Consider the following 14,256-nt stretch of genomic DNA (forward strand, 5'->3'; position numbering starts at 1 on the left):
AGGGCGTTGATTTGCGTGACGCACTGGCTGGGGCTGGCACCTCCAGTGCGACGCCAGCATGCTGGGCCTGTTGGACGCTCACGGTGCATTCAGCCGGTAAGGCGCAAGAATCCGCTGATACTCGCCGTTGTGCATAAGGTGTTCGAGGGCGCGATTAAGCTCAGTACGCAACGCCGTGTCGGTATTGCGCAGTGCAATCGCCACGCCCTCGCCCAGCAGTTCGGCAGACACGGCAGGGCCCAGAAAGTCGAAATCCGCACCAGCGACCGTGTCGAGCAGGGCGTTGCGGATTTCCACAGTGCCCTGCAGAGTGGCGTCAATATCGCCTGCCACCAGGCTGCGCACCAATTCGTCGTTGAGCCAGAAGCTCTTGATGATCACGCCGTTGCGCGCCCATTGCGACCGGGCAAAGGCTTCGCGATTGCTGCCCAACAATACGCCAACGCGCTTGCCCTTGAGCGACGCTGTCGTTGGCATCAGGCCTGAGGTTCGATGCGCGACCAGGCGCGTGGTGAAGGGGTAGAGGATATCGCTGAAGCTCACCCAGCGCCGCCGCTTGGGGGTGGGCGCGATCCCCATGATTGCATCGAATTGGCGGGCATCAAGGCCTTCGAAGTTCTCGACCAACACCTGGTCGACCCAGGTGCAGCGCGCATTCAACTGCCGGCACAAAGCATTGCCCAGCTCGATATTCAGACCGACCAACTGCCCTTTAGGGTTACGGCTCTGGAAGGGGGGGAATTGCGCGGCAACGGCGAAGCGGATTTCGCGTCGCGGTTGATCAATGCCAGCAACGGCATCCACCGCGAGCAACAGGGCAAGCGCTACACAGAGCTGTATCAGGGCCACAGGAAACATCCTTTTCCGGAAAGAGCGCCGTCTGTTCAGCCTCGGTAAAAAGTCGAGGCTGAACAGAAGCGGTGCAAGCTTTCAAGAAACGATCGCGGGCCTACAAGCGGAAATTTCAGCGGGCACTGTAGGTAGCATCCTGCAATGCGTGTTGCAGATTATTCCTAACGTTTACCCATCGAACGACGAGTACCCGGCGGCGCCATGCCTGGGGTCTTGGTGTGGCCGTTCTTGGCACCGTTTTTGTACCAGGGCTGGGCGTCACTCTTGCTGCCGCCCAGTTCACCCGGTTTGAAGGGAAACTTGAACGCCGGGATCTCGGCTTTTTCAACGCCGTCGGCGTTGGCCGAATCGACGAGTTCGGCCGCTTCAACAGAGGGGGGTGTCGGGGATTTCATGAAAGCTCCGGGGCATGCAGAAAATGATGTAGCCCCAAGTGAAGGGCCACATAGATAGGAAGTATACCTGTGCGACTCAGATCTTTGACCAACGTCGTACGAATGGTCAGGAGTTAACTGACGCAGCTGTCAGATGGCGGTCACTTTACTGACTGGGTCAGCAGGCTATAAATACTCCCACCTACCTCAACCCCTGCCTTGGCGCCTTACAGCATGCACATTAAAAGAAAAACTGTATTGACCGTGGGAGTCCTCGCAATTCTGGCTGTCGCGGCCTGGGCGCTGACCCGACCTGCCAAGCCCAAACTGGTTGTCTCCACCGCCGTGCCGGTAAGGGTCGTGAAGGTGGTGGAGCAGGACTTGCCGCGCTACGTGACCGGAATCGGCTCGGTGCTGTCGTTGCACAGCGTGATCATTCGCCCGCAAATCGACGGCATCCTCACTCGATTGCTGGTCAAGGAGGGGCAACGGGTCAAGGCTGGTGATCTGCTGGCGAGCATCGATGACCGCTCGATCCGTGCCAGCCTCGACCAGGCCAAGGCACAACTGGGCGAAAGCCAGGCGCAACTGCACGTGGCGCAGGTCAACCTCAAGCGCTACAAGGAGCTGAGCATTGATGATGGCATCTCCAAGCAGACCTACGACCAGCAACAAGCGCTGGTCAACCAGCTGAAAGCCACGTTACAGGGTAATCAGGCCGCCATCGACGCGGCCCAGGTGCAACTGTCTTACACGCAGATTCGCTCGCCCGTCACCGGCCGCGTCGGTATCCGTAGTGTGGATGAAGGCAACTTCCTGCGCATGAGCGATGCCCAAGGGCTGTTCTCGGTCACCCAGATCGACCCGATTGGCATAGAATTCTCCCTGCCACAGCAGATGTTACCGACGTTGCAGGGCCTGATCGCAGCCGCTTATCCCGCCCGCGTGGACGCCTACCTGGGTGCCGATACCGAAGGCGACAACGCCGACCTGCTGGGCCAGGGCCGCTTGAGCCTGATCGACAACCAGATCAGCAGTACCACCGGCACCCTCCGCGCCAAGGCCGAATTCAGCAACAGCACACAGAAACTCTGGCCGGGCCAACTGGTGACGATCAAGATCCAGACCGCCCTCGACCGCAACGCCCTGGCGGTTCCGCCAAGCGTGGTGCAGCGCGGCCTGGACTCGCACTTTGTGTACCGCGTCAACGGTGACAAGGTTGAAATCGTGCCGGTGCAAGTGGTGTATCAGGACAGTGAACGCAACATTCTCAAGGGCATCCAGGCGGGCGATGTGCTGGTCAGCGATGGTCAGTCGCGGCTCAAGACGGGCGCCAAGATAGAGGTTCTCAAAGAACCACCCCAAGTGATCCAGACCGCTGACGTCAAGGTGCAGCCATGATGACATCCCGGGGCTCGATTTCCGCCTGGTGTATCGACCGCCCGGTCGCCACCCTGCTGCTCACCGTCGCCCTGGTGCTGCTCGGGCTGATTGCCTTTCCAAAATTACCCATCGCCCCACTGCCACAGGCTGAATTTCCCACCATTCAGGTGACCGCACAGTTACCAGGTGCCAGCCCCGACACCATGGCATCGTCGATTGCGACCCCGCTGGAAGTGCAGTTCAGCGCAATCCCTGGCATGACTCAGATGACCTCCAGCAGTGCCTTGGGCTCCACTCTGCTGACCCTGCAATTCACCCTCGATAAAAGCATCGATACCGCTGCGCAGGAAGTCCAGGCAGCTATCAATACCGCTGCCGGCAAACTGCCGAGCGATATGCCGAGTCTGCCGACCTGGCGCAAGGTAAACCCGGCGGACAGTCCGATTCTGATCGTCAGCGTCAGCTCCCACGACATGTCCGGCACTGAACTGAGTGATTTGGTCGAAACGTTGTTGGCGCGTCAGATCAGCCAGATCGACGGCGTAGGCGAGATCAACATCACCGGCCAGCAGCGCCCGGCGATTCGCGTGCAGGCTTCTCCCGATAAGCTCGCCGCCATCGGCCTGACCTTGGCCGACATCCGCCTGGCGATCCAGCAATCCAGCCTCAACCTGGCCAAAGGGGCGCTGTACGGCAAGAACAGCGTCTCGACCCTGGCAACCAACGATCAGCTATTTCACCCGAGTGAATACGGCGACTTGATCGTCTCCTACAAGGATGGCGCACCTGTTCAACTGCGCGACGTCGCCAACGTCGTCAGCGGATCGGAAAACGCCTACGTACAGGCGTGGGCCGTCGACACGCCTGGCGTTAACCTGGTAATTACCCGCCAGCCCGGCGCCAACATCGTCGAGACCGTGGAGCGCATCCAGGCCGAATTACCACGACTGGAGGCCATGTTGCCGGCATCGGTGCAGGCCAGCGTGCTGATGGACCGTACCACCACCATCCGTGCCTCGCTGCACGAAGTGGAAATGACCTTGTTGATCGCCGTATTGCTGGTGGTCGGGGTGATGGCGATTTTCCTGCGCCAATGGTCGGCAACCATCATTGTCTCCAGCGTGCTGGGCGTATCGTTGATCGCGAGTTTTGCCCTGATGTACGTGCTGGGCTTCAGCCTGAACAACCTGACCCTGGTAGCCATCGTGGTGGCCGTAGGCTTTGTGGTGGACGATGCGATTGTGGTGGTGGAGAACATCCATCGCCATCTTGAGACCGGCATGGACAAGCGCGAGGCGGCGATCAAGGGGGCCAGTGAAATTGGCTTTACCGTGGTGTCTATCAGCGTGTCCCTGGTGGCAGCGTTTATTCCGCTGCTGTTCATGGGCGGCGTAGTCGGCAGGCTGTTCAAGGAGTTTGCCTTGACCGCCACGTCGACCATTCTGATTTCTGTCGTGGTGTCCCTGACGCTGGCGCCGACCCTGGCGGCATTGTTCATGAATGCACCAAACCACCGCGCGCATGACAAACCCGGCTTTGGTGAAAGACTGCTGGCAGCCTACGAAAGAACCTTGCGTCGCGCCCTGGCCCACCAGCGCACCATGGCTGGCATCTTCATGCTGACCTTGGCCCTGGCCGTGGCTGGCTATGTGTTTATTCCCAAGGGTTTCTTTCCGGTGCAGGACACCGGTTTTATCCTCGGCACCAGCGAGGCGGCGGCGGACGCGTCTTACCCGGACATGGTCGCCAAGCACAAGGCGCTGGCGCAAATCATGAAAAAAGATCCGGCTGTGCGAGCGTTCTCCCACTCCGTCGGTGTAACCGGTAGAACCCAGACCATCGCCAACGGGCGCTTCTGGATTTCCCTTGTACCCCGGGGTGATCGGGATGTGTCCGCCAGCCAATTTATCGACCGCATCCGACCTCAGCTGGCCAAGGTGCCTGGCATCGTGTTGTACCTGCGCGCAGGCCAGGACATCAACCTCAGCTCTGGCCCACGCCGTAGTCAATATCAGTACGTGCTCAAAAGTAACGACGGCGCGACGCTGAATACCTGGACCCAACGTCTGACCGAAAACTGCGTTCCATTCCGGCGTTCCGCGACATATCCAATGACCTGCAACTGGGCGGCAGCATCACCCACATCACCATCGATCGCCGCGCTGCAGCACGGTTCGGGCTCACCGCCACCGACGTCGACCAAGCGCTGTATGACGCCTTCGGCCAACGCCAGGTCAATGAGTTCCAAACCGAGGTCAACCAATACCAAGTGGTACTGGAGTTGGACACCCAACAGCGCGGCAAGGCCGAAAGCCTGAATTACTTCTACCTGCGTTCGCCGCTGACCAATGAAATGGTGCCGCTGTCGGCATTGGCCCGCGTCGAAGCGCCCACTGTTGGGCCGCTTTCCATCAGCCACCACGGCATGTTCCCGGCCGCCAACCTGTCGTTCAACCTGGCGCCCGGTATTGCGTTGGGTGATGCGGTGATTCTGCTCAACCAGGCGAAAAACGAGATCGGCATGCCGGCTTCGATCATTGGCAGTTTCCAGGGTGCGGCGCAGGCGTTCCAGAGTTCGCTGGCCAGCCAGCCGTGGCTGATCCTTGCGGCATTGGTGGCGGTCTATATCATTCTCGGCGTGCTGTATGAGAGCTTCGTGCACCCGCTGACGATCATCTCGACGTTGCCCTCGGCAGGCCTGGGTGCGCTGGTCATGCTGTGGTTGTTGGGCCAGGATTTCTCGATCATGGCGCTGATCGGCCTGGTGCTGTTGATCGGCATCGTCAAGAAGAACGGTATCCTGCTGATCGATTTCGCCCTGGACGCCCAGCGCACACGTGGGCTGTCACCGCAGGATGCGATCTTCGAAGCCTGCATCACACGGTTCCGACCGATCATCATGACGTCCTTGGCCGCGCTGCTCGGCGCCCTGCCGCTGATGCTCGGTTATGGCGCCGGTGCGGAACTGCGCCAGCCGCTGGGCATCTCAGTGGTCGGCGGGCTGCTGGTCAGCCAGGCGCTGACGCTGTTCACCACGCCGGTCATCTACTTGTACCTTGAGAAGTTTTTCCACAAGCCCAAACCAACACCTGAGTTGGCGACCACACATTGAGGCTGGGCCCCCACCCTAGAGCAAAAGGCTCATGTGCGTCCTGATTATTGAAGGCGAAGAAAAAACCGCGGACTACCTGCACCACGGCCTGATAGAACAGGGCTAGACCGTCGATGTGGCCCGCGAAGGCGTCGAGGGTTTGCACCTGGCGCGGAGAATGACTACGCCGTGATCGTGCTCGATGTGATGCTGCCAGGCCTCGATGGCTTTGGTTATTGCGTACGTTGCGTGCGCGCAAACAAACGCGGGTGATCATGCTCACCGCCCGCAAGCGCGTGCAAGATCGCATTCATGGCCTGCGCGAAGGCGCTGACGATTACCTCGGCAAGCCGTTCTCTTTCCTGGAGCTGGTGGCACGCTTGCAAGCCTTGACCCGCCGCAGCGGTGATCATGAGCCGGTGCAGGTAACCGTTGCCGACCTGTGGATCGACCTGATCAGCCGCATTGCAGAAATGGTCTGAGACATCAATTTCGACAGCGGCGCCAACGCCGCGGAAGTGGCGATCAAGCGCCTACGCGTCAAACTCGATGGGCCGTTCGACACCAAGCTGCTGCACACCATTCGTGGCATGAGGTATGTGCTGGAGAGTCGCAGTGTCAGCTAACTCCATTGCCCTCCCACAGTTTGTTCGATGTACACCAGACGAAGATATCAGGCAGCCCGACTGTTGCAGTTTGGGCAACAGTCATTATCTTGTTACACTCTGTATCGTACCGCTCGCCTGCGTTAATTTGACGCATCGATGAGCGCGACGGCAAAGGCAGCTTGCGCTTACCCGAATTTCCCTCGACTTATTTCCAGGGCTCTACACTGGGAATCTGTCTTAAAGCCGCTGACTTCAGCGGCTTTTTTTTGCCATAAAAAAGGCCAGGCACACCCCCACGACATTGGCCGTTCCAGATTGACCAAAGGAGCTCCACCGGTGAAGAACTCGCTGACGTTCACCCCGTTATTCCTCGCGATTGCAGCAACGATTGCCCCTCTTGCCCATGCGGCAGACACTCCCCCTGCCGATGGCTTTGTCGAAGGTTCCAGCCTCACGCTAAACGCCCGCAATTACTACATGAACCGCGACCGGCGCGACATCCACACCGATGACAGCAAAGAATGGGGCCAGGGTTTCATCGGCACTTTTGAATCCGGCTACACTCAGGGCACTCTCGGCTTCGGCCTGGACGCTCACGCCATGCTTGGCCTCAAGCTCGACGGCGGTGGCGGCACTGATGGCTCCAGCATCCTTCCCTACGGCAGTGGCAACGGCAAGGCACCCGGCTCGTTTTCCACAGCCGGTGGCACCTTGAAAATGCGTGTGTTCGATACCGAGCTGAAAGCCGGCGACCTGTTTCTGAATAACCCGGTGATCGCCGGCGGCATGACGCGCATGCTGCCACAGACCTTCCGCGGCGTGAGCCTGGCCAACCACAGCCTGGATGGCTGGATGTTCGAAGGTGGTCAGGCCAGCTTCACCAAGCTTTATAACCAGAGCGGCCACCGGCGCATCGGCACCAGCTACGGCGCTCTGCCGAACAACGCGGACAGCCAGCACATGAACTGGGCAGGCATGTCGTTCAGCGGCATCGATGGGCTGACCAGCAACCTCTACGCCTCAGAACTCAAGGACGTGTGGAACCAGTACTACTACGACCTGGACTACACCTATGTGGTGAACGAGATGATCAGTCTCAACCCCGGCCTGCACTACTATCACACCCAGGACACCGGGCAGTCGCTACTGGGAGATATTGATAACAATACTTACAGCCTGCATTTCACCGTGAACGCGGGCCATCACAGCGTCACCGCCGCCTACCAGCGAGTCAATGGCAACACGCCGTTCGACTACATTGCCCAGGGCGATAGTGTGTACCTGGACAACTCACAGCAATACTCCGACTTCAACGGCCCCAACGAACGCTCGTGGAAGCTCAGGTACGCCTATGACTTCGGCGGCCTGGGCCTACCCGGCCTGAGCACGGCCGTGTCCTATATCAGCGGCAAGACCGACCTGACCAAGGTCGATCCGCAAAGCCGTGGCTACAGCGCCTGGTACAGCGCTGACGGTAAGAACGCCAAGCACTGGGAACGGGATATCGATGTGAAGTACGTGGTACAAGGCGGCAAGGCCAAGGACTTGGCATTGCGCCTGCAATGGGCGGTCAACCGGGGCAGCAACGGTTACTCAGCGGTGGATCGGGATGTGGATGAATATCGGGTGATCGTCGACTATCCGATCAACGTGTTCTGACACTCTCATTTCTTTCGCGGCGATTATTTGATTTTCATCGGGTAGGGCTAAACTGCCAGTATCTTCCCTGCTGAAGCCTGCGCGATGAGCCAACGCCGCACTCGTACCCTGCCTGCGCGCCCGGAGCTGTTACTGATTCTGGGCAGCGGTTTCACCGTGACCTTGATTGTGATCATTGTCGCGGCGCTGTTGATTCGTGAACACGCCAGCACCTTGCAGGCCGCTCAACGCTCGACGAGCAACATCACACAACTGATCAACGCCGACGTGTTGCGTAACGTCGAACTCTATGACTTTGCCTTGCAGGGATTGATCACTGCCAGGCAGCATCAGGACTTGTCCCAGGCATCGGCGGCCATCCAGCACCTGGTGCAGTTTGATCAATCCATCGCCGCGCCTTTCAAAGGCGAGGTCCTGCTGCTGGACGCCAATGGTTCAGTGATCGCAGACTCGTCGACACTCACGCCGACACCGCGTAATTTCGCCAACCGTGACTATTTCCTGGCACACAAAAACGCTGAGCAAACGGAGTTGTATATCAGTCGTCCATTCCACATCCACTGTCACTGCGACCAAGTGTGGCGCATTGCATTCAGCCGGCGCGTATCAGGCCCCAATGGCGAGTTTGCCGGCGTAGCGGTAGCGACCATGCGCCTGGCTTATTTCGACCAACTGTTCAGTCGCCTGACGATCGGCAACGGCAGCTCGGTCAACCTGCTCAACAACCGCGGCATTCTGTTAGCCCAGCAACCACTGCTGGAGCGCGACATGATTGACAAGGACCTGAGCGATCGTCCGAACTTCAAACGCATGCTCGATGAAGGCAGCGGGAGTTTTCAGGCCATCTCGACCATCACCGGCAAGGAGCGCCTGTATACGTTCACTAATGTCGGGGCATTGCCGCTGATCGTGGTGGTGGCGCTGTCCAGCCAAGACGTGCTGGCGCCATGGAAGCGCGCCGCGCTGCTCACCAGTGGGGCCACCGGCATCCTGTGTATTGGCGTGTTATGGCTGACCTGGATGCTGCGCCGGGAACTGCGGCGCCGTTATCGCGCTGAACGTGTACTGTCAGAACTGGCAGCCACCGATGCCCTGACCGGCCTGGCCAACCGCCGCATCCTCGACGAACGCCTGCGCCTGGAATGGGAGCGCGCCCAGCGCTCGGCCGAGCCACTGACGGTGCTGATGATTGACGTAGACCACTTCAAAGCCTTCAACGACCGCCACGGCCATCACGGTGGGGACGAAGCGTTGCGCACCGTGGCCCAAGTGATCGTCAGCAACATCCGTCGCCCTGGCGACCTGGCCGCGCGCTATGGTGGAGAAGAGTTTGCAGTGGTGCTGCCGCATACCGATGCCAAGGGCGCCAGGGTGATTGCCGAGCACATCCGCAGCAGCATCGAGCATTTGCCACGGGTGGCAGGGGATGAGCGGCCGATTACCGTGAGTATCGGCGTGAGCACTTGGGACAAGCGCAGTCACATGTCGCTGGAGGCGTTGTTGTTGAGTGCGGATCGGGCGCTGTATGAGGCCAAGCACAGTGGGCGCAATAGAATTGTGGATGCTGCATCACTGCGAGATGTGTGAGCCCGGTCAATGTGGGAGCTGGCTCGCCTGGGATGCAGACGACTCGTTACTGCAGGCACAATGAGGTGATCCCACCGCAGCCCCGCTGGGGCTCGACAGCCCCACATTCGAGTTGCTTTGCTCTCAGAAACAGCGCACATAAAAAAGGCCACCCGAAGGCAGCCTTTCAAAACTAAAGAAAGAGAGTTGTTACTTACACCGCCGCGACGGGACGCATGTAAGAGATCGGTGCGGTGCTGGCATCTTCGAAGGTCACAACTTCCCAAGCATCTGTCTGCTCAATCAACTTGCGCAGCAACTGGTTGTTAAGGGCATGGCCCGACTTGAAGCCTTTGAACTCGCCTATCAGGCTATTGCCCAACAGGTAGAGGTCACCGATTGCATCGAGGATCTTGTGCTTCACAAATTCGTCTTCGTAGCGAAGGCCGTCTTCGTTCAGTACACCATCCGCGTCGACCACAATGGCGTTTTCAACGCTGCCGCCGAGTGCGAGGTTGTGCTTGCGCAGGTACTCGATGTCACTCATGAAACCAAAGGTACGGGCGCGGCTGACTTCTTTTACGAACGAAGTGCTGGAAAAATCCACGCTTGCACTTTGTGTGCGGTCACGGAATACCGGGTGATCGAAATCGATCTCAAAGCTCACTTTAAAGCCTTCGAACGGGACGAAGGTGGCGCGCTTGTCGCCGTCTTCTACTGTCACTTCCCGCAGAATGCGAATGAACTTCTTGGCTGCGTCCTGTTCTTCCAGGCCGGCAGATTGAATCAAGAATACGAAGGGTCCAGCGCTGCCATCCATGATCGGGACTTCGGACGCGGAGAGCTCGACGTAGGCGTTATCGATGCCCAGGCCAGCCATGGCCGAGAGCAAGTGCTCCACCGTGTCCACTTTGACGTCACCGTTGACCAATGTGGTCGACATCGTGGTTTCGCCAACGTTTTCCGCGCGAGCAGGAATCTGCACCACAGGGTCCAGGTCGGCACGAACAAACACGATGCCGGTGTCGACAGGTGCAGGTTTGAGGGTCAGGTATACCTTCTCCCCGGAGTGCAGACCTACACCTGTGGCACGGATAATATTCTTCAGGGTGCGTTGTTTAATCATGGCTTGGACCGCTTGAGCGCAAATTGCGAACTGGTATCAACAAAGGCTGGCGATAATAGCAGACCAGACCTTTGCTGAACACCAATCACCTTCATAGCCCTGATACATTCCATCAATCGGCCTGACGACGCAGGAATGCCGGGATGTCCAGATAGTCCAGATCATCTTGCGGATTCGGGCTACGGGACGCAGCAGCACCGGCCTGAGCCTGGTTGCGCATCACGGTCGGACGGTCCAGATCACGGTAGTTCACCGACGGCAGTTCCTGGCGCGAAGGCGCTGGAGCAGCAGCCGCTTGGCTGGCGTGGCTGTTGTGGCTGGTATGAACGGTATTGTCGATCACCTTTACAGGCTTCTCGATTTTAGCGCCCAGGCCGGTCGCAACCACGGTCACGTGCAATTCATCACGCATGTCTGGATCGATAACGGTACCGACTTTGACCATCGCGTGCTCGGAAGCGAAGGCTTCGATGATGCTACCCACGTCGGAGTACTCACCCAGGGACAGGTCAGGACCGGCGGTGATGTTCACCAGGATGCCGCGTGCGCCTTGCAGGTTCACGTCTTCGAGCAACGGGTTGCGGATGGCCGCCTCAGTCGCTTCACGTGCACGGTTCGGACCGCTGGCGCAGCCAGTGCCCATCATCGCCATGCCCATTTCGCTCATGACAGTGCGTACGTCGGCAAAGTCGACGTTGATCATGCCTGGGCGCTTGATGATGTCGGAGATACCGCGAACGGCACCGGCCAGTACATCGTCAGCCTTGGCGAACGCGGACAGCAGGCTTGCGTCCTTGCCCAGGATGGTCAGCAGCTTCTCGTTGGGAATGGTGATCAACGAGTCGACGCTTTCAGACAGCAGACGGATGCCTTCGTCGGCGATCTGCATGCGCTTGCGACCTTCGAACGGGAACGGACGGGTGACGACAGCCACCGTCAGAATGCCCATTTCCTTGGCCACTTCGGCAATGATCGGCGCAGCACCGGTACCGGTACCGCCGCCCATGCCGGTGGTGATGAACACCATGTTGGTGCCTTGCAGCACTTCAGCAATACGCTCACGGTCTTCCAGCGCGGCTTGACGGCCGACTTCCGGATTGGCGCCAGCGCCGAGGCCTTTGGTCACGGCTGTGCCCAATTGCAGGATGGTCCGCGCGCCGATGCTTTTCAGCGCCTGGGCATCAGTGTTGGCGCAGATGAATTCAACGCCTTCAATGTTGCTCTTGACCATATGGTTCACAGCGTTACCGCCGCCACCGCCGACACCGATCACTTTGATGACCGGGCTAGCGGGGATGTTGTCTACGAGTTCGAACATGTTCCCTCTCCTTTCATTTTCTCTAGTTTTTTCGCCTACTGCTTTACATCAGCTACAAGTTGCAAGCTATTAGCTGCAAGCTTGAAGCGTGTTACTTGAAGCTTGTAACTTGCCGCTTGAAGCTACTTCTTTAGAAGTTGCCCTTGACCCATGCCTGCAAACGCTCGAACAACGGCGCTTTCGCCTCGTCGTCGCTGCGGTAACTGTCACGGTTGCTCGGGCCCGACAAGGAAATGCCGTCGGCCTGCTTTTGCAGCCCGTACAACAGCAAGCCCACACCGGTGGAATAAATCGGGTTGCGTACCACGTCGCCCAGGCCTTTGACGCCATGGGGCAAGCCCAGGCGGACGGGCATGTGGAAGATTTCCTCGGCCAGCTCGACCGCGCCTTCCATCTTCGAAGTACCACCGGTCAGCACGATGCCGGCCGGGATCAAATCTTCGTAGCCGCTGCGACGCAGTTCAGCCTGGATCAGGGTGAACAGCTCGTCGTAGCGCGGCTCGACCACTTCGGCCAGGGCCTGACGCGACAATTCGCGCGGTGGACGGTCGCCCACGCTTGGCACTTTGATGGTCTCGCCGGCACCGGCCAGCTTGGCCAGGGCGCAGGCGTAGCGGATCTTGATTTCTTCGGCGTACTGGGTCGGTGTACGCAGCGCCATGGCGATGTCGTTGGTCACCTGGTCGCCGGCAATCGGGATCACGGCGGTGTGACGGATCGCACCCTCGGTGAAGATCGCGATGTCGGTGGTGCCGCCGCCGATGTCGACCAGGCATACGCCCAGTTCTTTTTCATCGTCGGTCAGTACCGAGTAGGCCGAGGCCAGTTGCTCGAGAATGATGTCGTCGATTTCCAGGCCACAGCGGCGCACGCATTTCTCAATGTTTTGTGCAGCGTTGACGGCGCAGGTCACCACGTGGACCTTGGCTTCCAGGCGCACGCCCGACATGCCCAGAGGCTCACGAACGCCTTCCTGGTTATCGATCACGTAGTCCTGCGGCAGGGTGTGCAGCACACGCTGGTCAGCCGGGATCGCCACGGCCTGGGCAGCGTCGAGTACACGCTCAAGGTCAGCCGAGCTGACTTCGCGGTCGCGGATCGCCACGATGCCGTGGGAGTTCAGGCTGCGGATATGGTTGCCCGCCACGCCGACAAACGCCGAATGGATCCGGCAACCGGCCATCAGTTGCGCTTCTTCGATAGCGCGCTGGATCGATTGCACGGTGGACTCGATGTTCACCACCACGCCCTTCTTCAGGCCACGGGACGGATGCGTGCCAATACCGACGATTTCGATCGTGCCGTCTTCCCCAACCTCGCCCACCAGCGCCACCACTTTGGAGGTGCCGATATCGAGACCGACGATCATTTTGCCGCTTTGCACGTTTGCCATGGGTCCTGCCTCTTCTTAATTCTTCGCGACAGCGGGTTGCGCTGCCGTGGGCGCAGCCGGTTCACGCCAGCCGACGGCAAGGCCGTTGGCGTAACGCAGGTCGACGCTCGCAATGTTCGTAATCTGTTCTTTCAAGGTCTTGTCATAGATGACAATGAAGCGGCGCATCTTTTCCACCAAGCGGTCGCGTCCCAGCAACAACTGGATGCCCGGGCCGGAACTGCCAGCCCCGGTCGTCAAAAACCAGCTGCCCCGTTCACGCAGCTCCAGGCGTGCAATGGAGAAGCCCAGTGGCCGCAGCATCTGGCTCAAGACCTGGTACTGCTGCATCACTTGCTGCTGCGCCCGCTGTGGCCCGAACAACTGCGGCAGGTGCTCGTAGTTGGCCAGCTCACGCGGGGTGAACGCCTGGCCCTGGTTGTTCAACAGCGCTTCATCGCCCCAACGGGCCACGGGCAGTTGTTCTTCCAGGCGGATCGTTACCTGGTCCGGCCATACACGGCGGACTTCGGCGTGGGCGATCCACGGCATCTGTTCCAGCTCCGCGCGCATACCGGCCAGGTCGATGGTAAAGAAGCTCGCCGCCAGGTACGGGCCGATGCGCTGCTGTACCGCTTGCTGGCTGATGTAGCTCAAGTCGCCCTGCACACTGATCTTGGTGATCGGCCGGTCGGCGTACGGCAGTAGACGCTGTGCGCCCTCGTAAGTGCCAAAACCCAACACCACCAGCAGCACCGGCCAGAACAGCGCCTTGAGGAAACCAAAATTGGCTTTCGGCAGGCGCGCCGACATCGGCTCTTTAGCCACCATTCGGCTGGCACCCCGAGGCACCGGCTTGCGGTTCGGTGCTTGTGCGGGCTGATGACGAAGCGATGCGCCTTTCATG

Annotated in this window: 9 protein-coding genes and 2 pseudogenes; 5 read left to right on the forward strand and 6 right to left on the reverse strand. The window is 59.4% G+C overall.

Going from position 1 to position 14,256, the window contains the following annotated elements:
- Window positions 1-78: 78 nt before the first annotated feature.
- Together AACY36_RS01755 and AACY36_RS01760 are read right to left on the reverse strand one after the other, a co-directional pair.
- Window positions 79-849 carry a transporter substrate-binding domain-containing protein gene (locus tag AACY36_RS01755; RefSeq protein WP_339417614.1) on the reverse strand — a complete coding sequence of 257 codons (771 nt, stop codon included), beginning with the start codon at window positions 847-849 and terminating at the stop codon, window positions 79-81.
- Window positions 850-1,013: 164 nt separating this feature from the next.
- Complete coding sequence (locus tag AACY36_RS01760) at window positions 1,014-1,247, reverse strand: hypothetical protein (RefSeq protein ID WP_339417613.1); 234 nt, start codon at window positions 1,245-1,247, stop codon at window positions 1,014-1,016.
- A 213-nt stretch (window positions 1,248-1,460) separates the two neighbouring features.
- On the opposite strand from AACY36_RS01760, the gene AACY36_RS01765 reads away from it, so the two are divergent.
- From AACY36_RS01765 to AACY36_RS01785, 5 genes and pseudogenes are all read left to right on the forward strand, one after another.
- Window positions 1,461-2,627 (forward strand): efflux RND transporter periplasmic adaptor subunit, encoded by a 1,167-nt coding sequence (locus AACY36_RS01765; protein WP_339417612.1) that lies wholly within the window; start codon window positions 1,461-1,463, stop codon window positions 2,625-2,627.
- A pseudogene (locus AACY36_RS01770) lies at window positions 2,627-5,721 on the forward strand (multidrug efflux RND transporter permease subunit). The gene AACY36_RS01765 and the pseudogene AACY36_RS01770 overlap by 1 nt, the downstream one beginning before the upstream one ends.
- A gap of 31 nt (window positions 5,722-5,752) precedes the next feature.
- Window positions 5,753-6,326 (forward strand): annotated as a pseudogene (locus AACY36_RS01775) (response regulator).
- Window positions 6,327-6,644: 318 nt separating this feature from the next.
- Window positions 6,645-7,967, forward strand: a complete 1,323-nt coding sequence (locus AACY36_RS01780) for an OprD family porin (protein ID WP_339417611.1) — start codon at window positions 6,645-6,647, stop codon at window positions 7,965-7,967.
- Between the two features lie 84 nt (window positions 7,968-8,051).
- Window positions 8,052-9,554 carry a GGDEF domain-containing protein gene (locus AACY36_RS01785; protein WP_339417609.1) on the forward strand — a complete coding sequence of 501 codons (1,503 nt, stop codon included), beginning with the start codon at window positions 8,052-8,054 and terminating at the stop codon, window positions 9,552-9,554.
- A 193-nt stretch (window positions 9,555-9,747) separates the two neighbouring features.
- On the opposite strand, the gene lpxC is transcribed toward AACY36_RS01785, so the two are convergent.
- The 4 genes from lpxC to AACY36_RS01805 all read right to left on the reverse strand — a co-directional run bounded on the left by lpxC (window position 9,748) and on the right by AACY36_RS01805 (window position 14,255).
- Window positions 9,748-10,659 (reverse strand): UDP-3-O-acyl-N-acetylglucosamine deacetylase, encoded by a 912-nt coding sequence (gene lpxC, locus AACY36_RS01790; protein ID WP_003171886.1) that lies wholly within the window; start codon window positions 10,657-10,659, stop codon window positions 9,748-9,750.
- A gap of 112 nt (window positions 10,660-10,771) precedes the next feature.
- Window positions 10,772-11,977, reverse strand: coding sequence for a cell division protein FtsZ (gene ftsZ, locus AACY36_RS01795; RefSeq protein WP_065875044.1), 1,206 nt, complete (start codon window positions 11,975-11,977; stop codon window positions 10,772-10,774).
- A gap of 130 nt (window positions 11,978-12,107) precedes the next feature.
- Window positions 12,108-13,370: a cell division protein FtsA gene (ftsA, locus tag AACY36_RS01800; protein WP_339417589.1), complete on the reverse strand. Its 1,263-nt coding sequence runs from the start codon at window positions 13,368-13,370 to the stop codon at window positions 12,108-12,110.
- 15 nt (window positions 13,371-13,385) lie between these two features.
- A complete protein-coding gene (locus AACY36_RS01805; protein WP_339417587.1) occupies window positions 13,386-14,255 on the reverse strand; it encodes a cell division protein FtsQ/DivIB in 870 nt (289 codons plus the stop codon).
- Window position 14,256: the final 1 nt, after the last annotated feature.

Origin of the sequence: Pseudomonas sp. EA_15y_Pfl1_P101, assembly GCF_963970835.1 — a bacterium.
Classification (GTDB): Bacteria; Pseudomonadota; Gammaproteobacteria; order Pseudomonadales; family Pseudomonadaceae; genus Aquipseudomonas; species Aquipseudomonas tritici.